General features: G+C 67.5%; 20 protein-coding genes. 6 read left to right on the top strand and 14 right to left on the bottom strand.

Features of this window, described 5'->3' with window-relative positions; translation table 11 throughout:
* Window positions 1–81 precede the first annotated feature (81 nt).
* Window positions 82–396 carry a YkgJ family cysteine cluster protein gene (locus tag BMZ43_RS17030; protein ID WP_017642319.1) on the top strand — a complete coding sequence of 105 codons (315 nt, stop codon included), beginning with the start codon at window positions 82–84 and terminating at the stop codon, window positions 394–396.
* A gap of 371 nt (window positions 397–767) precedes the next feature.
* Here BMZ43_RS17030 and BMZ43_RS17025 read toward each other — a convergent pair whose 3' ends face one another.
* Together BMZ43_RS17025 and BMZ43_RS17020 are read right to left on the bottom strand one after the other, a co-directional pair.
* Window positions 768–1,172, bottom strand: a complete 405-nt coding sequence (locus BMZ43_RS17025; RefSeq protein ID WP_093255091.1) for a YkgJ family cysteine cluster protein — start codon at window positions 1,170–1,172, stop codon at window positions 768–770.
* A gap of 3 nt (window positions 1,173–1,175) precedes the next feature.
* Window positions 1,176–1,748, bottom strand: a complete 573-nt coding sequence (locus BMZ43_RS17020; protein ID WP_093255088.1) for a xanthine phosphoribosyltransferase — start codon at window positions 1,746–1,748, stop codon at window positions 1,176–1,178.
* 180 nt (window positions 1,749–1,928) lie between these two features.
* Here BMZ43_RS17020 and BMZ43_RS17015 point away from each other — a divergent pair, with 180 nt between their 5' ends.
* Entirely contained in the window at window positions 1,929–3,986 is a 2,058-nt protein-coding gene (locus BMZ43_RS17015) for a methyl-accepting chemotaxis protein (RefSeq protein ID WP_177344819.1), read from the top strand.
* Window positions 3,987–4,038: 52 nt separating this feature from the next.
* Here the strand turns inward: BMZ43_RS17015 and BMZ43_RS17010 are convergent, their stop codons facing one another.
* The 11 genes from BMZ43_RS17010 to BMZ43_RS16960 all read right to left on the bottom strand — a co-directional run bounded on the left by BMZ43_RS17010 (window position 4,039) and on the right by BMZ43_RS16960 (window position 14,833).
* Window positions 4,039–4,305: a hypothetical protein gene (locus tag BMZ43_RS17010; protein WP_064309202.1), complete on the bottom strand. Its 267-nt coding sequence runs from the start codon at window positions 4,303–4,305 to the stop codon at window positions 4,039–4,041.
* A gap of 89 nt (window positions 4,306–4,394) precedes the next feature.
* Window positions 4,395–5,507, bottom strand: a complete 1,113-nt coding sequence (locus BMZ43_RS17005; RefSeq protein WP_064309203.1) for a curlin — start codon at window positions 5,505–5,507, stop codon at window positions 4,395–4,397.
* Window positions 5,508–5,584: 77 nt separating this feature from the next.
* Window positions 5,585–6,256, bottom strand: a complete 672-nt coding sequence (bioD, locus tag BMZ43_RS17000) for a dethiobiotin synthase (RefSeq protein ID WP_064309204.1) — start codon at window positions 6,254–6,256, stop codon at window positions 5,585–5,587.
* Between the two features lie 112 nt (window positions 6,257–6,368).
* The gene (bioC, locus tag BMZ43_RS16995) at window positions 6,369–7,202 is read right to left on the bottom strand and encodes a malonyl-ACP O-methyltransferase BioC (protein WP_064309205.1); all 834 of its coding nucleotides are present in this window, start codon (window positions 7,200–7,202) and stop codon (window positions 6,369–6,371) included.
* A complete protein-coding gene (locus BMZ43_RS16990) occupies window positions 7,183–7,908 on the bottom strand; it encodes an alpha/beta fold hydrolase (protein ID WP_093255085.1) in 726 nt (241 codons plus the stop codon). The genes bioC and BMZ43_RS16990 overlap by 20 nt, the downstream gene beginning before the upstream one ends.
* 7 nt (window positions 7,909–7,915) lie before the next feature.
* Window positions 7,916–9,091, bottom strand: coding sequence for an 8-amino-7-oxononanoate synthase (gene bioF / locus BMZ43_RS16985; protein WP_064309207.1), 1,176 nt, complete (start codon window positions 9,089–9,091; stop codon window positions 7,916–7,918).
* 82 nt (window positions 9,092–9,173) lie between these two features.
* Window positions 9,174–10,223, bottom strand: coding sequence for a biotin synthase BioB (gene bioB, locus BMZ43_RS16980; RefSeq protein WP_027600655.1), 1,050 nt, complete (start codon window positions 10,221–10,223; stop codon window positions 9,174–9,176).
* A gap of 379 nt (window positions 10,224–10,602) precedes the next feature.
* Complete coding sequence (locus BMZ43_RS16975) at window positions 10,603–12,153, bottom strand: phospholipase D family protein (RefSeq protein ID WP_064309208.1); 1,551 nt, start codon at window positions 12,151–12,153, stop codon at window positions 10,603–10,605.
* Complete coding sequence (locus BMZ43_RS16970) at window positions 12,150–13,430, bottom strand: NAD(P)/FAD-dependent oxidoreductase (protein WP_064309209.1); 1,281 nt, start codon at window positions 13,428–13,430, stop codon at window positions 12,150–12,152. The genes BMZ43_RS16975 and BMZ43_RS16970 overlap by 4 nt, the downstream gene beginning before the upstream one ends.
* Window positions 13,431–13,466: 36 nt before the next feature.
* Window positions 13,467–14,276 carry a class I SAM-dependent methyltransferase gene (locus BMZ43_RS16965; protein ID WP_093255082.1) on the bottom strand — a complete coding sequence of 270 codons (810 nt, stop codon included), beginning with the start codon at window positions 14,274–14,276 and terminating at the stop codon, window positions 13,467–13,469.
* 68 nt (window positions 14,277–14,344) lie between these two features.
* On the bottom strand, window positions 14,345–14,833 hold the full coding sequence (locus tag BMZ43_RS16960; protein ID WP_093255079.1) for a winged helix-turn-helix transcriptional regulator: 489 nt from the start codon (window positions 14,831–14,833) through the stop codon (window positions 14,345–14,347).
* A 157-nt stretch (window positions 14,834–14,990) separates the two neighbouring features.
* Here BMZ43_RS16960 and dadA point away from each other — a divergent pair, with 157 nt between their 5' ends.
* The 4 genes from dadA (at window position 14,991) to BMZ43_RS16940 (ending at window position 18,512) form a co-directional block, all read left to right on the top strand.
* On the top strand, window positions 14,991–16,289 hold the full coding sequence (dadA, locus tag BMZ43_RS16955; protein ID WP_093255076.1) for a D-amino acid dehydrogenase: 1,299 nt from the start codon (window positions 14,991–14,993) through the stop codon (window positions 16,287–16,289).
* Window positions 16,264–16,620 (top strand): RidA family protein, encoded by a 357-nt coding sequence (locus tag BMZ43_RS16950; RefSeq protein ID WP_059313211.1) that lies wholly within the window; start codon window positions 16,264–16,266, stop codon window positions 16,618–16,620. The genes dadA and BMZ43_RS16950 overlap by 26 nt, the downstream gene beginning before the upstream one ends.
* 89 nt (window positions 16,621–16,709) lie before the next feature.
* On the top strand, window positions 16,710–17,780 hold the full coding sequence (gene alr, locus BMZ43_RS16945) for an alanine racemase (RefSeq protein ID WP_017641708.1): 1,071 nt from the start codon (window positions 16,710–16,712) through the stop codon (window positions 17,778–17,780).
* Window positions 17,781–17,957: 177 nt separating this feature from the next.
* Window positions 17,958–18,512, top strand: a complete 555-nt coding sequence (locus tag BMZ43_RS16940; protein WP_064309213.1) for a cupin domain-containing protein — start codon at window positions 17,958–17,960, stop codon at window positions 18,510–18,512.
* Window positions 18,513–18,765: 253 nt separating this feature from the next.
* Here the strand turns inward: BMZ43_RS16940 and BMZ43_RS16935 are convergent, their stop codons facing one another.
* Window positions 18,766–19,317, bottom strand: coding sequence for a DinB family protein (locus tag BMZ43_RS16935; RefSeq protein ID WP_064309214.1), 552 nt, complete (start codon window positions 19,315–19,317; stop codon window positions 18,766–18,768).
* Between the last annotated feature and the right edge of the window lie 48 nt (window positions 19,318–19,365).

Raw genomic sequence — 19,365 nt, 5'->3', positions numbered from 1 at the left:
CAACCGTCAGGGACGCGCATGGTAACTGCTCCAGCTATCGGCCGGAAACCGCTGGGCGGTCGAGGGCGGTACACTGCGCACATGAGCGACATCCCCCTGCACGATCTTTCCACCCCTGCCGTGACCTGCGAGAGCTGTCAGGCCTGGTGCTGCCGCCAGGAAGTCCTGCTGTTCGACGATGCCGGCGTGCCCGCCCGCTACATCGAGGAAGACTGGACCGGCACCCGCATGAAACGCCTCGACGACGGCTGGTGCGCCGCCCTGGATCGCGAGCAGATGAATTGCAGCATCTACGAGGTGCGGCCCTGGGTCTGCCGGATCTTCGACATGGCCGGTCCGGAATGCCTGGAAGAGCGGGCGGACATGAAAAGGGCGATGGAGAGTGGCGAGTTCTAGCGTCGCCCTGGCCAACCCTGTTGGGCTTCGCTGCGCTCAACCCAACCTACGCGTCCAGCCTTGAGGCACCTGTAGGTTGGGTTGAGACGGCTGTTTCGTCGAAGCCCAACGATGCAGGCATGCGGTGATACGTCCCGTTGGGCTTCGCTGCGCTCAGCCCAACCTACGCGGCTAGCCTCGAGGCACCGTAGGTTGGGTTGAGACGGCTGCTTCGTCGAAGCCCAACAAGGCAGGCAGGCGGTGAGACTTCCTGTTGGGCTTCGCTGCGCTCAGCCCAACCTACGCGTCCAGCCCTGAGGCACCGTAGGTTGGGTTGAGCCGGCTTTTTCGTCGAAGCCCAACAAGGCGGGTATGCCTCGGCGGACCGCCGTCTAACGCAGCTTCTGCGGCTTGTAGGCGCAATAGTTCGGGCGCGGGCCGACCCTTGGGTGATTGCGGCAGGTTTCCGGGCGCTGGTCGTAGATGGTGCACAGCCGCGTCTTGGGATGCAGATAGATGCAGTCGTTGTTGGACAGCCGCACCAGGGTGAACAACCCGGTCTTGGCATTGAGGCGTTCGACCACGCCGTCCTTCTTGAGCCGCTTGGCGATGTCCTTGAGCGGCTCGCCCTTCTCGAATTCGTCCACCACGCCCATGCGGATCAGATCGGACAGGCGGGCTTCCACCGGCAGGGTGCAGCAGCTGGACACGCAGTCCAGGCACATGGCCTTGTCGTAACGGATCCAGGTTTCGGTGCGATCGAGATCGGCACCGAGAATGCGCAGTATCTGAGCCATGGCTTACTCGGCGAAGGTGACCTGACCATTGGCCAGGGAGGCGACACGGGCCAGGGATTCGACGCGATAGCCCTGGGCATCCAGTTCGGCGCGACCGACCTGGAAGGACTTCTCGATGACGATGCCGAGTCCGGCGACCTGGGCCCCGGCCTGACCGATGATGGAGATCAGCGCCTTGGCCGCCTTACCGTTGGCAAGGAAGTCGTCGATGATCAGCACCCGGTCGTCGGACGACAGATGCATGGTCGAGACGGCTATGGTGCTCTCGGTCTGCTTGGTAAAGGAATAGACACTGGCGACCAGTAGATTGTCGGTCAGGGTCAGCGACTGGTGCTTGCGGGCGAAGATCACCGGCACGCCCAGCTCCAGGCCGGTCAGTACCGCCGGGGCGATCCCCGAGGCTTCGATGGTCACGATCTTGGTGATACCGGCCGCGGCGAAGCGCTGGGCGAATTCCCGGCCGATGGCCTGCATCAGTTGGGGATCGATCTGGTGGTTGAGGAAGGCATCGACCTTGAGCACCTGCTCGGAGAGTACTTGGCCTTCGCTGCGAATCTTGGCTTTGAGGCGTTCCACGCGGACGGTCCTTTAACGGCAACGCCCGGGCCTGAGTACAGGACCGGGTCTGGGAATACGGGAGGGCGGCGATTGTGCCCTATCTTTCAAGAAAGTCGTTAGTTTGCCGACAAATCGTCCTATAGGTATCCGCAACGGATAGCCGACGCTTGTCGGTGGCTGGCACAGGAGTGGTCGAACATGGGTGTTTTGTTGTCACCGGGGATTCGCGTGCTGAGCCAGTTCGGCTTCGCCCGCAAGTTCGCCCTGCTGCTGGTGCTGTTCATCCTGCCCCTGGCGGTCAGTCTCTGGCTGCTGGGCGCCGATTTCCAGGCCAAGCTGGCCACCGTCAGTGGCGAGCGCAGTGGCGTGCGGCTGCTGCAACGGCTCGACGCCGTGGAGGAAGAACTCACCCTCCGGCGCAACCTGACCGCGCGCTGGAAGGCGATCGACACCAGTCGCCAGGAGACGCCGGCCGTGCAGGCCGCCATCGCCGCCCTGGAAAGTCGCAACGACAGCCGGCGCGAGCGGCTCGCCCTGCTTGAACAGCAACTGGGGATCGAAGGGGCCGGCGCGGATGTACAGGCGCGCTTCAAGACCCTGCAGCAGGCGCTCGCCGGGCTCGAGGTCGCGGATCTGCGCGGCCTGGGCTGGTGGCCGGACGGCTACGACAGATTCACCGCCGCCCTCGGTGCCGTCCAGGCGCTGCGCGAGGAAATCGCCCTGGACAGCGGCCTCATCCTCGATCCCTGGATGGAAACCTATCTGCTGATGCAGATCGGCACCACCCAGTCGGTCGAGTTGTACGAACGCCTGGGCCGCCTGGCCAGCGTCGGCCAGGCCAGCGTGGTCTCCGGCCAGTTCAGCCTGCAGAGCCGCCTGCAGCTGCGCGACCTGCGCGCCCGTGTCGGCGACTCCAGCGAAAGCCTGGCCAAGGTCGCCGTCCTGCTCGGCAACAAGCTGCCCGCCGACATGGCTGGCTGGAAGGACGACTACCAGAAGGTCAGCAGCCAGCTGGACGCCAGTCTCAAGACCCTCGATCAGGGGATATTCGGCGGCGAGATCACGCTCAGGCCGGAGCAGTTCGAAGCCACCCTGGACGGCGTCCTGCAGGGGCTGCAGACCTTCCGCCAGCAGACCCTGAAGAACCTGGATCAACGGCTGCAATACTATGGCGCCGATGCCGTGCGCAGCTTTGGCGCCATTGCCGCCGGCTTCGGTCTGCTGCTGGTGGTGACCTGCTATCTGCTGCTGTGCATGCAGGCCGCCATTCGTGGCAGCGCCCGGCGCATCACCACCCTGGCCGAAGGCCTGCGCGACGGCGATCTGACCCGCTCGGCGCAGGTGAGTGGCCAGGACGAACTGGCCGAGATCGGGCGCGCCCTTGACCTGGCCGTGGTGCAGTTGCGGGGCAGCCTGCAGGCGGTCGAACAGGAGAGTCGCCAGGTGGGCACGGCTTCCGGCGAGCTGGGTCAGCAGGCCGAGGCGGCGTTGGACGCCGTGGAGGCCCAGCGCCAGCAGATCACCCAGATCGCCACCGCCGCCACCGAACTGGCCGCCACCGCCCAGGGCGTGGCGCGGAGTTGCGAAGAGGCCGCCGGGCGCGCCGAGCAGATGCGCGGCATCGCCGAGGCCAGCCAGAGCGACAGTCGCCAGACCACGGCCAGCATCCAGCGGCTCAACCAGCGCCTGGACGAGACGGCTGCGGCCATGGCCCAGGTCGACGCCCAGGCCGGACAGATCCAGCAGGTGGTGGATGTCATCCGCGGCATTGCCGAGCAGACCAACCTGCTGGCGCTCAACGCCGCCATCGAGGCGGCCCGGGCGGGTGACCAGGGACGGGGCTTCGCGGTGGTCGCCGACGAAGTGCGCTCGCTGTCGCAACGCACCCAGGCCTCCACGGCGCAGATCGCCGGCACCGTTGGCAGCCTGAGCAGCACCGTGGCCCAGGCCGTGGCGCTGATGCAGGAGGCCTGTGGTCAGGCCGCCAGCGACGCCCAGTCCATCACCGGGCTGGGGCAGCGGCTGGAAGCGATCGCCGAATCGGTGCAGGGCGTCTCCGACACCCTGGCGCAGATCGCCACCGCCGCCGAGCAGCAGGCGGTCACCGCCGATCAGGTCAGCGGCAACATCCAGCAGGTCGATGGGGCCGCGGCCGATCTGCTCGGCAACGCGCGCACGGTGCAGAGCACGGCGGTGGGTCTGGAGTCGGGCAGTCGCACCCTGACGGCCAACACCACCCGTTTCCGCCTGGGCTAGAACGCAGAAGGGGCGCCTCGCAGGGCGCCCCTTCCACTCACATAATTGCTGATCAGGCCCGAGTATCGAGCAGCCGGCCCAAGGTTTCCTGGGAGGCCTGCATGACCTTGGTACCGGCCAGCGCCTGGTACTTGCCGACATCCAGATTGACCAGTTCGCTGGCCAGATCGGCCTGGCTGTTGGTAGTCGCGCCCAGGGCTTGCTGCTCGTTGCGCGCCGTCTGGGAGGCGAGGGCGGCACCAGCCTTTTCGACCGTGCGGCTGCCGTTCTGGTAGGCCTGCACGCCGGTATAGAGGGAATTGCTTGAAGTCACGTTCATGGACAGCGTCCTCGACGGTGATGTCAAAGGGCTATTGAAGCAGTTTTGACGCCAAAGAACCAGCAGCCCGTGTCACCGCCTGTGTCCGGCTATTGCTGGATCGTCGCCCGGTTGCCCTGGCCGCTCTGGCGCAGGTCGACGTGGCTACCCGCGCCGATCTGACTGATCGAGGCGTACTGGCCAGTGCCCTGCTGACTGGCGCTGACCTGGGCGTCGCTGCCCAGACCGGCAGAGAAGGAGTGACCATCGCCCAACTGCTCGACGCCGAGTTCGATGTGGTCGCCGAGCCAAACCGCACTGACCTCGTTGTCGTTGCCCTGGGAGACCAGGTTCAGGCGGGAATCGTCGCCGCCGATCAGGACGCCAACCCTGTTGCGATCGCCCTGCTGGTGCAGGTCGAGGCGGTTGCCGTTGCCGTTCATGATCGCCTGGACGGCGTTGTCGTCGCCCAGCTGCCGCGCGCTGACGCTCTGGGCGCCGCCCTCGGGACCGTTCTGCTGCACCGCCGCGCTGTTGCGATTGCCGATCTGGATCAGTTGGACATCTTGCTGCCGCGCGCCCTGGCGGGCCCCAGCCTGGTTGTCGTCACCGCGTTGCTCGACCACGGCCCGGTTGGCGTCGCCGCCCTGCAGCAGGTCGACCTCGTTGCGCGCGCCCAGGCTCAGCACATCCTGCACATGATCATCGCCCACCTGCTTGAGTCGCGAGCGGCTACCGCTGTCGCGGCCGTCCTGGAACAGGCTCAGTTGATTGCGTGCGCCCTGCTGCTCGATGAGCATCCGCTGGTCGTCGCCACCCTGGCGCACCAGGGCTTCGTTCTGCAGACCGCTCTGCAGGATGTCCACCCCATCGCGCTGGCCGTGGCCCTGGTAGACATAGGCATGGCTCTGGCTGGCCTCGCGCTGGTCGATGACGATCTCGCGCGCGCCGCCGGCGGCCTGGCTGACATTGGTGAAGTTGCCGACACCGCCCTGCTCGACGCGGGTGCGGTCGCCCTGGGAGTCGCGCTGGGTGAGATAGGCCTTGCTGGCGCGACCGGTCTGGACGACTTCCAGGCTGCCCTGGCGGGTATCGGGTTCCTGGGTGAGGAAGGCGCCGAGGCGCTCGCCGCGCTGATCCACTAGTGTCTGGTTGTCCAGCGCCCAGGCGGTGCTGGTCAGGCCGAGCAGGCCCAGGCAGGTCAGAAACGTTGAGGTAGACACTAGGGCTGGTCCGGCGGCGAAAGACAGGGCAGTCTGCCGCCGGCCTGGCCCTGCGGCCATCGCCCGAAAGACTGATATCAGCGGGGCAGGCGCAGGTGCGCGGCGACCGCCGACGGCGTGGCCGCAGCCAGGTGCGGCACCGTGCCCAGGCAGGGCGCCGGCAGGCGCTCGTGCAGGGTGGCGAGGTTGTCGTCCAGGCGCAGGGTGGCCGGCGCGACCAGATTGGCTACCCAGCCGGCCAGCGGCAGGCCATCGGCGAGGATAGCCTCGGCGCTGAGCAGGGCGTGGTTGATGCAGCCCAGGCGCACCCCGACCACCAGGATCACCGGCAGGCCCAGTTCGCGGGCGAGGTCGGAGAGCGACTCGCGCCCGGCCAGGGGCACGCGCCAACCGCCGGCGCCTTCCACCAGGGTGAAGTCGGCCTGCAGCGCCAGGATCCGCCGTACCGGCGCGGCCAGAGTGGCGACGGTCAGATCGATGCTGGCTTCGCGGGCCGCCAGGTGCGGCGCGATGGCGGGTTCCAGGGCGATGGGATTGATGTCGGCATAGCCGAGCGGTAGCGAGGTCTCGCCCAACAGCGCCAGGGCATCACCGTTGCGCAGGCCGTCGGCGGTGCGTTCGCAACCGGAGGCCACCGGCTTGACCCCGGCGGTGGCGAGGCCCTGCTGGCGGGCCCGATGCAGCAGGCCGGCGGCGATGGTGGTCTTGCCGATCTCGGTATCGGTGCCGGTGACGAAATAGGCGGGCATGGCGGTCATTCCTTAGAGCCTGTTCAAAGTCTCGCGAGCTAGAGCCAAACAAGGTGAAAATGGCTGAGGAAGCGGAGTTTACGAGTGGTAAATGAGCATTCCGAAGGCATTTTCAACGCCGTTTGGCCGACGCGCAGCAGCCTTTGAACAGGCTCTTGCGCAGCAGAACGTGGATCACCTGATAGGTGGCCGGCAGGCCGGCGGGCTGGCGCAGGCTTTCATAGGCGCGGGTAAAGGCCGCCAGCCGCTGGCGCCCGGTGAGGCCCTGGGGGCGACCCTGGTTGAGGTTGTGGGCACCGATGGCCTTGAGGTGCTGGGTCAGGGCGCGCAGATCGGGGAAGTGCAGGCGTTCGGGCTCGACGTCCAGCGCCAGCACCTGCAGGCCAGTGGCCGCGGCGGCGTCGGCATAGGCCGCCTGGCGGCGGAAGCGATTGACGTGCACCTGGTCGTCCACCTGGGCCCAGCTCTGGCGCAATTCGTCGAGGGTGCCCTCGACCAGGCTGCTGAAGGCCAGTACACCGCCCGGGCGCAGGATGCGGCGCGCCTCGGCTAGTACGGCGGGCAGGTCCGGGCACCACTGCAAGGCCAGGCTGGACAGGATGAGGTCGCAGCAGGCGTCGCGCAGCGGCAGGCGTTCGGCGTCGGCGGTCAGGTAGTGGCGGGCGCCGGCGCCTTGCGTACGGGCGTGGCGAAGCATGCCGGGGGCCAGGTCGAGGGCCAGACCTTCCGCCTGTGGATGGCACCGGGCCAGGGCCCGGCTGCAATAGCCGGTGCCGCTGCCCAGGTCCAGCCAGCGTTGCGGGGCCTGGAGGGGCAGCCGACCGAGGAGGCGATCGGCGACCCGGCGTTGCAGCAGGGCGGCGCCGTCGTACTGCGCGGCGGCGCGGGAAAAGGACAGCGCCACCTGGCGCTTGTCGGGCAATACGTCAGCCATCGCGTCCTGCATAGATGAATTCACGGATACGGGTGGCCACCTCGTCCGGGCGCTCCAGCGGCAGGCCATGGCTGGCATGTTCCAGCACCTCGACCTGGGCGGTGGGCAGCTCGTCGCGCAGGGCCTGGGCGGCGGTAGCCGGGACCAGGGCGTCATGGGCACCGAACAGGTGCAGCTGGGGACCGCTGAAGGCCTGCAGGGCGGCGCGGGTGTCCAGGCGGGCGAGCAGCTCCAGACCGGCGATGACCGCCTCGGGATCGACCTCGGGCAGGGTCACCTGCAACTGGCGGGCGAGGGTGCGGCTGTCGCGCGCGCCCTGGGCCACCAGCAGGGTGAAGCGCTTGAGGGTCAGCTCGGCGTCCAGCGAGCAGGCCTCGAAGAAATCGGTGAAGACGCTGCGCGCCATGGCGGTCTGCCAGCCGGCGCGGGCGACGAAGCAGGGATTGCTGGCCAGGGTGATGAGACCGTGCACGCCCTCGGGGCGGCGCAGGGTGAATTCGCTGGCGAGCATGCCGCCCAGCGACCAGCCGCCCAGCCAGACGCCCTTGGCGATGCGGGCTTCCAGGTCGGTGAACCAGTCCTGGGTGTCGGCCAGGGTTGGCAGCGGCTCTATCAGGACGTCGAGAAAGGGTTCCTGCTCGACGAGTTCGTCACGCAGGGGTTCCAAGGGAGCATTGCCCAGGCCCCAGCCGGGCAGCAAGATCAGGGTATCGCGCATGGGTCGGTCACTTATCCGCGTCGGGCGGTAATTCGGCCATGGCCTGGGCCAGAGCGTCGAGCAAGAGGTCCACGTGCGCTTCGCGATGGGCCGCCGTCAGGGTTACCCGCAGGCGGGCACTGCCGGCCGGTACGGTGGGCGGTCGGATGGCGGTGACCAGGATCCCGCGTCGGCGCAGGGCGGCGGAGAGTGCGAGGGCGCGCGCGCTGTCGCCGACCAGGATCGGCTGGATCGGCGTGGCGCTGAGCATAAGGTCCAGGCCGAGAGCCGTCGCGCCCCTGCGGAATCTCTGGATCAAAGTGTGCAGAAGCTCACGGCGCCAGCCCTCTTCGCGGACGAGCTGCAGGGCGGCCAGGGTGGCGCAGGCCACCGCCGGCGGCTGGCTGGTGGTGTAGATGTAGGGGCGGGCGAACTGGATCAGCGTCTCGATCAGTTCCTCGCTGCCGGCGACGAAGGCCCCGGCGGTGCCGCAGGCCTTGCCCAGGGTGCCGACCAGCACCGGGACCTGGCTCTGGTCCAGGCCGAAGTGCTCGACGATGCCGCCGCCGGTGGCGCCCAGGGTGCCGATGCCGTGGGCGTCGTCCACCAGGGTCCAGGCGCCGTGACGCTGGGCGACCTGGCAGAGCTCGGGCAGGGCGGCCAGATCGCCGTCCATGCTGAAGACGCCGTCGGTGACCACCAGGGTGTCACCCGCGGCCTTGGCCAGGCGCGTGGCCAGGCTGGCCGGATCGTTGTGCAGATAGCGGCCGAAGCGCGCGCCGCTGAGCAGGCCGGCGTCGAGCAGGGAGGCGTGGTTGAGACGGTCTTCCAGCACGGTGTCGCCACGACCGACCAGGGCGGTGACCGCCGCCAGGTTGGCCATGTAGCCGGTGGAGAACAGCAGGGCGCGCGGCCGACCGGTGAGTTCGGCCAGGGCCTCTTCGACCTGGTGGTGCGGGCCGCTGTGGCCGATCACCAGGTGCGAGGCGCCACCGCCCACGCCCCAGCGCTCGGCGCCATTGCGCAGGGCGGCGATCACCTGGGGATGATTGGCCAGGCCCAGGTAGTCGTTGCTGCAGAAGGCCAGCAGGAGCTCGCCATCCACCACTACCTCGGGACCCTGGGGCGCCTCCAGCAGCGGGCGGCGCCGATAGAGGTGCTCGGCGTGACGCTGGGCCAGGCGGGCGGCGAGATCGAAGGCCATGGGATGGGTATCTCAGTGGTCGTTAGAGCCCCTCAACCCAGCCCTCTCCCGAGGGGAGAGAGGGAAGAACGGGGCGTGAGGGTCAGGCGGTGGCGGCGTCGTAGAAGAGCTCGCCGTTGCGCTGTTCCACCAGGGCCTGCTCGATGGCGGCCTGGTGCACCTCGTCGGCGTGTTCTTCGCGGGCTTCGGGCTGGATGCCGAGACGGGCGAACAGCTGCATGTCCTTGTCGGCCTGGGGGTTGCCGGTGGTCAGCAGTTTCTCGCCGTAGAAGATGGAATTGGCGCCGGCCAGGAAGGCCAGGGACTGCATCTGCTCGTTCATCTGCTCGCGACCGGCGGAGAGGCGCACGTGGGACTTGGGCATGAGGATGCGTGCCACCGCCAGGGTGCGGATGAAGTCGAAGGGATCGACGTCCTTTTCCTCGGCCAGCGGGGTGCCCTGCACCTTGACCAGCATGTTGATCGGCACCGACTCGGGGTGCTCGGGCAGGTTGGCCAACTGGATCAAGAGGCCGGCGCGGTCATCCACCGATTCGCCCATGCCGAGGATGCCGCCGGAGCAGATCTTCATCCCGGCTTCGCGGACATAGGCCAGGGTCTGCAGGCGCTCGCCGTAGGTGCGGGTGGTGATGATGTTGCCGTAGAATTCCGGCGAGGTGTCCAGGTTGTGGTTGTAGTAGTCCAGGCCGGCGTCGGCCAGGGCACGGGTCTGCTCCTGGTCCAGGCGGCCCAGGGTCATGCAGGTCTCCAGGCCCAGGGCCTTCACGCCCTGCACCATCTGCAGGACATAGGGCATGTCCTTGGCGGAGGGGTGCTTCCAGGCGGCGCCCATGCAGAAGCGCGTCGAGCCGATGGCCTTGGCCTCGGCGGCCGCCTCCAGCACCTTCTGCACCTCCATCAGCTTTTCCTTTTCCAGGCCGGTGTTGTAGTGGCCGGACTGGGGGCAGTACTTGCAGTCTTCCGGACAGGCGCCGGTCTTGATCGACAGCAGGGTGGAAACCTGCACGCGATTGGGATCGAAGTGCTGGCGGTGCACGCCCTGGGCCTGGAACAGCAGGTCGTTGAAAGGCTGCTGGAACAGGGCGCGGACTTCGGCAAGAGTCCAATCGTGACGCAGGGCGGTAGCGCTCATGGGAGATCCTCAAGGCATTGGACGGCCAGTACTGGAGCGAGGCCGGTGAATGCGGTCGACCTTAGCTGAAGTGTTGGTCGACTACTGCTCATAAAATGACCAATTGCCGGATTTTTTGCAGGGGGATTGACCGAGTCGTAGGTTGGGTTGAGCGCCAGCGAAGCCCAACAGGGCTGGCACCGTGCTGGTTGTTGGGCTTCGACGATGGAGCTGTCTCAGCCCAACCTACGGGCGTCCAGCCGTCGGCTCGCGTAGGTTGGGCTGAACGGCAGCGAAGCCCAACGGGGTTGGCACGTTGCCTGTTGTTGGGCTTCGACGATGGAGCGGTCTCAGCCCAACCTACGATCCAACGCCCTCTCGCTCTGGGTGAGGGCGAAGCCTAGAGCATCCGCTCCAGCCCCACCGCCTTGACCACCCAGGCGTTGAAGCGGCGCCAGGCGCTGCCGGGTTCGTGGTGCAGCACCCGGGGTTGGCCATTGCGCTCGCTGACCCACTGCAGATGCACCCGTCCCTGATCTTCGATGCGTTGCACCGCGTAGGACACGCTGGGGTCCATGCCCTGCAGCATCAGCTGCCGCAGACGACCGGTGAGGGCCGGGCTGTCCACCATTACCCCGACCTCGGTGTTCCACAGCACCGAGCGCGGATCGAAGTTGAAGGAGCCGATAAAGGACCAGCGCCCGTCGATGGCCATGGCCTTGCTGTGCAGGCTGGATTCGGATTCGCCGAAGCTGTAGGGCAGGGCGGATCGTTTCTGGTCCGGGCGGGCACGCAGCTCGAAGAGTTTGACGCCCTGGGCCAGCAGGGCCGTGCGATAGGGCGCGTAGCCGGCATGCACGGCGGGCACGTCGGTGGCTTCCAGGGCGTTGGTCAGCACCCGGACATCGACCCCTCGGGCGGCCAGGCCGCCCAGGTAGGCGACCCCCTGATTCATGGGCACGAAGTAGGAGGAGACCAGCAGCAGCTCGTGCTGGGCGCCATCCAGGGTCGGTTGCAGCTGGCGGGTCAGCAGCAGCTGCCAGTCCGGCTCGTCGTCGGCCAGCACCTTGCGCGGTGCATCCCAGAACGCCTGGGCGTGAGCCCAGGTCAGCTCCTGCAGCCAGCCGTCGAGCTGGGGCGCGGTGGCATAGCGGCGCAGGCGGTTGTACAGCGCCAGGTCGCGGGTACGCTCGCTGTCGAGATAGTGGTGCAGCCGTGCGCGCAGCCGCACCAGGGCAGAGGTCGAAGGCGCGAACCAGCGCAGCCGCCGCGCCGGCTGGCTCAGGGGGCTGTTCCAGTACTGGTCGAAGCTGGTGCCCAGTTGCCGCGCCACCGGGCCAGCGGCGAGCAGGTCGAGATCGGTGAAGTTCATCTCCGGGCGGGCATCGAAGTACTCGTCGCCCAGGTTGCGGCCGCCGACGATGGCCACGCTGTCGTCGGCCAGCCACAGCTTGTTGTGCATGCGTCGATGCTGGTGGTTGAGATCCACCAGCCGACCCAGGGCCCGGGTCGGACCGGTGCTGCGGCCCAGGTGCAGCGGATTGAAGACGCGGATCTGCACGTTGGGGTGGGCGGCCAGTACGGCGATCTGGTAGTCGTTGCCGTCGCTGCTGGTGTCATCGATGAGAAAGCGGATGCGCACGCCGCGATCCGCCGCCTTGAGCAGTTCGTTGACCAGCAGGCGTGTGGTCAGGCCGTCGTGGACGATGTAGTACTGGATGTCCAGGCTGCGCTGGGCCTTGCGGATCAGCTCGGCGCGGGCGGTGAAGGCATCGGTGCTGGTTTCCAGCAGGCGCAGGCCCGAGAGGCCCGGGTGGGCGGCGCCGGCCGCGCGTACCTGGCTGTCCAGGACAGTGCCGGCGACCGGCAGGACTTTGGAGGCTTGGCGCGGGATAGGCGTGGCGCAGCCGGCCAGCAGCGCCAGCAGCAGGGGGACGACCAGGCGGATCACAGGCGGTCCTTGAGGCGGTACCAGAGCATGCCCAGGGCCAGCAGTGGCGAACGCAGGTGGCGACCGCCGGGAAAGCGCGCATGGGGCACCTGGGCGAAGAGATCGAAACCGGCCGATTGGGCCAGGATCGCCTCGGCCAGCAGATGGCCGGCCAGGTGGGTGGCATTGACCCCATGGCCGGCATAGGCCTGGGCGTGGAAGACGTTGGGCTGCTCGCGCAGCCGGCCGATCTGCGGCAGGCGATTGGCGCCGATGCCGATCATGCCGCCCCAGGCGTAGTCCACCCGCACGTCCGCGAGTTCGGGGAAGACCTCCAGCATCTTCGGCCTCATGTAGCCGGCGATGTCCTTGGGGTCGCGCCCGGAATAGTGGCAAGCGCCGCCGAACAGCAGGCGGCGGTCGGCGGACAGGCGGAAATAGTCCACCGCCACGTTCTGGTCACAGACTGCCCGGTTGCCCGGCAGCAGGCGCGCGGCACGCTCGGCGGACAGCGGTTCGGTGGCGATCACATAGCTGCCAGCCGGCAGCACCTGGGCGGCGAGATCGGGTTGCAGGTCGTCGATATAGGCGTTGCAGCAGAGCACCAGGGTGTCGGCCGAGACCCGGCCGCGGGCGGTATGCACCCGCACCTTGGAGCCGTATTCCAGGCGGGTGACCTGGCTGTCTTCGTGCAACTGCACGCCCAGCGCCCGGGCCGCGTCGGCTTCGCCCAGGGCCAGGTTGAGCGGATGCAGGTGACCGGAGCCCTCGTCCACCAGGGCACCCTGGTAGCGATCGGAGCCGACCACCTCGGCCAGTTGCGCCTTGGGCACCAGTCGCAGCGGATGGGGATAGCCCAGGGCCTGGAGCGCGGCCTGTTCTTCCTGCAGGTGCTGCCAGTGGCGCGGCTTGTTGGCCAGGTCGGCGAAGCCCCAGGTGAGATCGCAGTCGATGCCGTGGCGGGCGATACGCTGGCGGACCAGCTCCACCGCCTCGAAGCCCAGCCGCTTGAGTTCGCGCACCCCCTCGGCGCCGATGACCGATTCGAACTGCTCGACGTCATGGCCGACGCCGCGGATCAATTGGCCACCATTGCGTCCACTGGCCCCCCAGCCGATCCGCCGGGCCTCCAGCAGCACCACCCGGGCGCCGCGCTCGGCCAGTTCCAGGGCGGTATTGAGCCCGGAAAAGCCACCGCCGACCACGCAGACATCGGCCTGGACCTCGCCCTCCAGGGGCGGAAAGCTCAGCGTCTGGTTGGCGGTGGCGGCGTAGTAGGAAGGCGCGTGGGGCTGCATGGAAGACGGAGGTCTGCTAGGGACAAGGGGACCATGCTAAGCCGTCGGGCGTTGTGCCACCAGGGTAAAGCTCATCGGCAACTGGGCGGCCTGGCCGATGTAGCGGTCGTAATCCACCTCGCGATTGGAGTGCGGATGCTCCTCCAGCCGTTGCAGGATCAGGCCGGCGTCCAGGCTGGCGGTGACGATGGCGCCCAGGGTGTGGATATGCCAGTAGCTCGCTGCGCCCTGCCCATGAGATTCGCCGTCATAGGCGATGAGCGCCTCGCTGACCAGGGGCTCACGGCGGAAGTAGCTGTAGTGGGGCAGCAGCGGCTGGTCCGCGTGGGGCTCGAACATTTCCAGGAACGGATGGGTCTCGTAGATCACCAGGCGCCCACCCGGGGCCAGCAGACCGGCCACCGCGGCGAAGAAGGCCGGCAGATCCGGCATCCAGTTCAGCACGCCGATGGTGATCAGCACCAGGTCATGCTGGCCGAGATCCTCGGGCAGCGCATAGATGTCGGCGGCTACCAACCGGGGCGTCAGGCCTGCCGCCGCGGCCAGTTGCTCGCCCTGAGCGAGAAAGGCGGGCGACTGGTCGATGCCCAGTGCGGGCCGGGCGCCGAGGGCTGCCAGGGAGAGCAGTTCGCGGGCGTTGTTGCAGCCGACCTGGGCGCAGCTCAGGCCGCGGATGTCCAGGTCGCCGAGGGTGGCGGTCAGGCAGGCATCGAGGACCGAAAAGCCCGGTTGCCGGGCCTGTTCCAGCAGGCGCGGCCAGTCCTCACCCTGGGCATGGAGCGGCGCCGACAGCTCCCAGGCCTGGCGATTGGCGGCGGTGATAAGTTGGCGTTGGCGGGGATCCATGGCGTGGCCTCCTTGGCCATCAGGCGAAAGACCGCAGCCTAGACGCCCAGCGCCGGGATCGCCAGCCGTTAGTCCGGCACCGGCAGGCTCAGGGTCTCCTTGATCTCTTCCATCACGATGTAGCTCTTGGATTCGCGCACGTGGGGCAGCTTGAGCAGGATGTCGCCCAGTAGCTTGCGATAGGAGGCCATCTCGGAGATGCGCGCCTTGACCAGGTAGTCGAATTCGCCGGAGACCAGGTGGCATTCCAGCACCTGGGGCAGCTTGAGCACGGCGCGGCGGAATTCCTCGAAGGTATCGCCGGACTTGTAGTCCAGGCTCAGTTCGACGAACACCAGCAGACCGGCCTTGAGGTGCTGTGGATTCAGCCGAGCGTTGTAGCCCTGGATGATGCCTTCGCGCTCCAGGCGGCGGACGCGCTCGGTGCAGGGCGTGGTGGACAGCCCCACGCGCTCGCCCAGCTCGGTGAAGGAGATGCGGCCATCGTCCTGGAGGATGCGCAGGATGTTGCGGTCGATCTTGTCCAGCTCGCGTTTGGCCTGGTGATGGGTACGCATCGCGGGGGTCTCTGCCAAAGAGGTCTTTACCGGAAAATTACTCCGAATATAGGCAATTCTTCAGTGATTAGCACTGCGTGCGGCTTTCTATACTTGCCGTATCTGCCTTCATTCCGACGAAAGCCGGCGAAATCCTCTCACCGGCCAGGAGCTAGCGATGCGTGTACTGGTTTTGGGTAGCGGCGTCATCGGCACGACCAGCGCCTACTATCTGGCCCGTCAGGGTTTCGAGGTGGTCGTGGTCGATCGCCAGGCCGGTCCCGCCCTGGAGACCAGCCATGCCAACGCCGGTCAGGTCTCCCCCGGCTATGCCTCGCCCTGGGCTGCGCCCGGCGTGCCGCTCAAGGCATTGAAGTGGCTGTTCCAGAGGCACGCGCCCCTGGCCATCCGTCTGACCGGCGACAGCAACCAATACCTGTGGATGGCGCAGATGCTGCGCAACTGCACGGCTGCGCGCTATGCGGTGAACAAGGAACGCATGGTGCGGCTGTCCGAATACAGCCGCGACTGCCTCGACGAGCTGCGCCAGGACACCGGCATCGCCTACGAAGGCCGCCAGCTGGGTACCACCCAGATCTTCCGCACTCAGCAGCAGGTGGAGGCCGCGGCCAAGGACATCGCCGTCCTGGAGCGTTCCGGCGTGCCCTTCGAACTGCTCGACCGCGACGGTGTGGCCCGGGTCGAACCGGCGCTGGCGGCGGTCAAGCGCAAGCTGGCCGGCGGCCTGCGCCTGCCCAACGACCAGACCGGTGACTGCTTCCTGTTCACTAATCGCCTGGCCGAGGAAGCCCGCCGCCTGGGCGTGGAATTCCGTTTCGGCGCCGAGATCCAGCAACTCAGCGCCAGTGGCGACCGTATCGATGGCGTCAAGGTCGATGGCGAACTGCTCACCGCCGATCACTACGTGCTGGCTCTGGGCAGCTATTCGCCGCAATTGCTGGCACCCCTGGGCATCCGCGCGCCGGTCTATCCGCTCAAGGGCTATTCGCTGACGGTGCCCATCGTCGATGCCGCCATGGCGCCGACCTCGACCATCCTCGACGAGACCTACAAGGTCGCCATCACCCGCTTCGACGACCGCATCCGCGTCGGCGGCATGGCCGAGATCTGCGGCTTCGATCTGAACCTGGATCCGCGGCGCCGTGCGACCCTGGAAATGATCACCGGGGACCTCTATCCTCGCGGTGGCGACCTCGCCCGGGCCAGCTTCTGGACCGGCCTGCGACCCGCCACCCCGGACGGGACCCCCATCGTCGGCGCCACCCGCTATCGCAACCTGTTCCTCAACACCGGGCACGGGACGCTGGGCTGGACCATGGCCTGCGGCTCCGGTCGCCTGCTGGCCGACCTGATCGCACGCAAGCAGCCGCAGATCAGCGCTGAGGGTCTCGACATCTCCCGTTATTCCGCCACCCAGGAGTCCCCGCGCAATGCCCGTACAGCGTCTGCACACTGATCGCCGCCTGAGCGAAATCAATATCCATAACGGCACCGTCTATCTGGCCGGTCAACTGGCCGACGACTTTTCCGGCGACATCTACCAGCAGACCCGCGAGACCCTGGCCAATGTCGACAAATTCCTCGCCGAGGCCGGCAGCGACAAGGAACACATCCTGGTGGTGACCATCTTCCTGCGCGACATCGCCCTGCATTTCGAGGGCATGAATCGCGCCTGGGACGAGTGGGCCGCCCAGGGCGCCACCCCGGGTCGCACCACCGTCGAAGCCAAGCTGGCCAAGCCGGACATCCTGGTGGAGATGAACGTCATCGCCGCCGTCAAGGCGTAAGACCGCTATTCCCCCTCTCCCTCTGGGAGAGGGCCGGGGTGAGGGTGTTTCACGCCCCCAAACTTTCCCTTTCTCTGCCGAGACCTCCCATGCGTCCCGCCCGCGCCGTCATCGACCTTGCCGCCCTGCGCCAGAACTATCGCCTGGCCCGTGAACTCTCCGATGCCCGTGCCCTGGCGGTGATCAAGGCCGATGCCTATGGGCACGGCGCGGTGGCAGTGGCCAAGGCCCTGGCCAGCGAGGCTGACGGCTTCGCCGTGGCTTGCATCGAGGAGGCGCTGGAGCTGCGCGCCGCAGGGATCCGCGCGCCCATCCTGCTGCTGGAAGGCTTCTTCGGCATCGACGAATTGCCGCTGATCGCCGAGCACGATCTCTGGACGGTGATCCACGCCGATTGGCAACTGGAGGCGCTGGAGCGGACCGCCCTGGCGCGCCCGCTGCAGGTCTGGCTGAAGCTGGATTCGGGCATGCACCGGGTCGGCTTCTTTCCCCAGGACTACGCCGCCGCCTACCGGCGACTGCTGGCCAGCGGCAAGGTCAGCGGCATCGTCAAGCTCACCCACTTCGCCCGTGCCGACGAACCGGACAGCCCCGCCACCAGCGCGCAGATCGCCACCTTCCGCGCGGCCACCGAGGGCCTGCCGGGCCCCACCAGCCTGCGCAATTCCCCCGCTACCCTGGGCTGGCCCCAGGCGGCTGGCGACTGGGTGCGGCCGGGGCTGATGCTCTATGGCGTGACGCCCTTCGCCACGCCCCAGGCCGCCGCCGAGCGGCTGCAACCGGTGATGACCCTGACCTCCCGGGTGATCGCCGTGCGCGAATTGCCGGCCGGCGAACCGGTGGGTTATGGCGCGCGCTTCGTCACCGCCGGGCCGACCCGGGTCGGGGTGGTTGCCTTGGGCTATGCCGACGGCTATCCGCGCCATGCGCCCAATGGCACCCCGGTGGCCATCGAAGGGCGTCCCGGCCAGCTGATCGGCCGGGTATCCATGGACATGCTCACCGTCGACCTCACCGATCATCCCCAGGCCGGGGTGGGTAGCGAGGTGGAATTCTGGGGCCGCCAGGTGTCGGTGGCGGACCTGGCCGAACGCTGCGACACCATTCCCTACCAGTTGCTGTGCAACCTCAAGCGGGTGCCGCGCAGCTACCGCGACTAGCCCCTGGGCGGTCTTTGGCCGCTATCCAAGTCAGGTGAGGGCGGCAAGGCCGCACGTCCGCCCTGGTGTTGTAAATCTCGAACAGCGTTGCCATGATGCCGAACACCGTGCCGCGGCACGCCTATCGCGCGTGGCCTGGCCACGTCTCACCCGCCTGCTCGAGGAGTCTTCTCCACCTTGGACGTCGGTGCCCGCCTGCAAACCATCCGTACCCTCAAGGGCCTGTCCCAGCGCGAGCTCGCCAAGCGTGCCGGGGTGACCAACAGCACCATCTCGATGATCGAGAAGAACAGCGTCAGCCCCTCCATCAGCTCGCTGAAAAAGGTGCTGGCCGGCATCCCCATGTCTCTGGTGGAATTCTTTTCCCTGGACCTGGAACAGGACGCGCCGACCCAGGTGGTCTATCGCGCCAATGAGCTCATCGACATCTCCAGCGGCGCCCACACCGTGCGCATGCGCCTGGTCGGCCGCGCCCATCCCAGTCGCGCCCTGGCCTTTCTCGACGAGACCTATCCACCGGGCGCCGACACTGGCGAAGAGATGTACGCCCATGAGGGCGAGGAGGCCGGCCTGGTGGTGGAAGGCCGCCTGGAGCTGACCGTGGGCGGTGAGGTGCACATCCTCGAACCCGGCGACAGCTACTACTTCGAAAGCAGCCGCCCGCATCGCTTCCGCAATCCCTTCGAAGCCCCCGCCCGGCTGATCAGTGCGACCACGCCGGCGAATTTCTAAGCACTTGCGTTATGGCGGTCGTAGGTGGAAAACGGCGCAGCCTTTTCCACCTGAAGGCCGGTGTCTGGGGCGGCCCTCACCCCAACCTTCTCCCGGAGGGAGAGGGGGCTTTCCGAGTGAACGCTCGGGTTCCTCGGTCCGGGTAGATTCATGAGCAGACCGTAGGTTGGGCTGAGACAGCTCTATCGTCGAAGCCCAACATTGCCGCCACGTTGAGGCAAGGCCTGTTGGGCTGCGCGGCGCTCGACCCAAGCTACAGGGCGATTCCCCACAACTCCCCTTCATCGATCCCCAACGCCGCCAGCTCCGTCCGGCGCAGCGGTTCGTCCTGAGCGAGAAAGAATTCGTCCAGTTGCGGCGGGGCGACGCCGCTGGCCAGGAGCAGGGCGTGGGCCTGGCCGCGGTGGTGCAGCTGGTGCACGAAGAGATGCTGCAGGGTGCGCAGTCGCTGTTCCCGTACCGGGCCGCTGGCGCGGGGCAGGGTGATGAATCCGGTCAGCTGCTGGGGAGCGAGGCCGCGACACAGGTCGATCAGGCGCTGGTCGCTGGCGATCTGGGCCGCACGCAGCGTCGCCAGGTCAGGCCAGTCCGTGTCCTGGTAAGGCCGGGGCTGGTCATGTAGCGCATCGAGATAGAAGAGATCCACGTCCAGCAGATGGCCGAGCAGGGCCCAGAGCGAACCAAAGAAGGCGGCGGGTTGGGCTGCGTGCAGGGCAGCGGCCGGCAAGGTGGTGCAGGCGACCAGCAGGCGGTGGTTCGACCAGCGATTGTTGCAGGCCTGGGCCAGCAGCAGGTTGGCGGTCATGGGCAGGTCCTCGACAAGGCGCGCGGACACCTACTGTAACGCGCCTGG

It is taken from the genome of Pseudomonas sp. Snoq117.2 (assembly GCF_900110545.1).
Taxonomy (GTDB): domain Bacteria; phylum Pseudomonadota; class Gammaproteobacteria; order Pseudomonadales; family Pseudomonadaceae; genus Chryseomonas; species Chryseomonas benzopyrenica.
This window is presented reverse-complemented; position numbering and strand designations above follow the sequence as displayed.

Bases quoted from the DNA above. Each gene is read 5' to 3' on its own strand.
- dadA (WP_093255076.1), top strand. From the start codon at position 14,991: ATGCGTGTACTGGTTTTGGGTAGCGGCGTCATCGGCACGACCAGCGCC.
- bioD (WP_064309204.1), bottom strand. From the start codon at position 6,256: ATGCCCGCCTATTTCGTCACCGGCACCGATACCGAGATCGGCAAGACC.
- alr (WP_017641708.1), top strand. From the start codon at position 16,710: ATGCGTCCCGCCCGCGCCGTCATCGACCTTGCCGCCCTGCGCCAGAAC.
- BMZ43_RS17030 (WP_017642319.1), top strand. From the start codon at position 82: ATGAGCGACATCCCCCTGCACGATCTTTCCACCCCTGCCGTGACCTGC.
- BMZ43_RS16965 (WP_093255082.1), bottom strand. From the start codon at position 14,276: ATGGATCCCCGCCAACGCCAACTTATCACCGCCGCCAATCGCCAGGCC.
- BMZ43_RS16935 (WP_064309214.1), bottom strand. From the start codon at position 19,317: ATGACCGCCAACCTGCTGCTGGCCCAGGCCTGCAACAATCGCTGGTCG.
- BMZ43_RS16950 (WP_059313211.1), top strand. From the start codon at position 16,264: ATGCCCGTACAGCGTCTGCACACTGATCGCCGCCTGAGCGAAATCAAT.
- BMZ43_RS16990 (WP_093255085.1), bottom strand. From the start codon at position 7,908: ATGCGCGATACCCTGATCTTGCTGCCCGGCTGGGGCCTGGGCAATGCT.
- bioF (WP_064309207.1), bottom strand. From the start codon at position 9,091: ATGGCCTTCGATCTCGCCGCCCGCCTGGCCCAGCGTCACGCCGAGCAC.
- BMZ43_RS16970 (WP_064309209.1), bottom strand. From the start codon at position 13,430: ATGCAGCCCCACGCGCCTTCCTACTACGCCGCCACCGCCAACCAGACG.
- bioC (WP_064309205.1), bottom strand. From the start codon at position 7,202: ATGCAGGACGCGATGGCTGACGTATTGCCCGACAAGCGCCAGGTGGCG.
- BMZ43_RS16960 (WP_093255079.1), bottom strand. From the start codon at position 14,833: ATGCGTACCCATCACCAGGCCAAACGCGAGCTGGACAAGATCGACCGC.
- BMZ43_RS17010 (WP_064309202.1), bottom strand. From the start codon at position 4,305: ATGAACGTGACTTCAAGCAATTCCCTCTATACCGGCGTGCAGGCCTAC.
- BMZ43_RS17025 (WP_093255091.1), bottom strand. From the start codon at position 1,172: ATGGCTCAGATACTGCGCATTCTCGGTGCCGATCTCGATCGCACCGAA.
- bioB (WP_027600655.1), bottom strand. From the start codon at position 10,223: ATGAGCGCTACCGCCCTGCGTCACGATTGGACTCTTGCCGAAGTCCGC.
- BMZ43_RS17015 (WP_177344819.1), top strand. From the start codon at position 1,929: ATGGGTGTTTTGTTGTCACCGGGGATTCGCGTGCTGAGCCAGTTCGGC.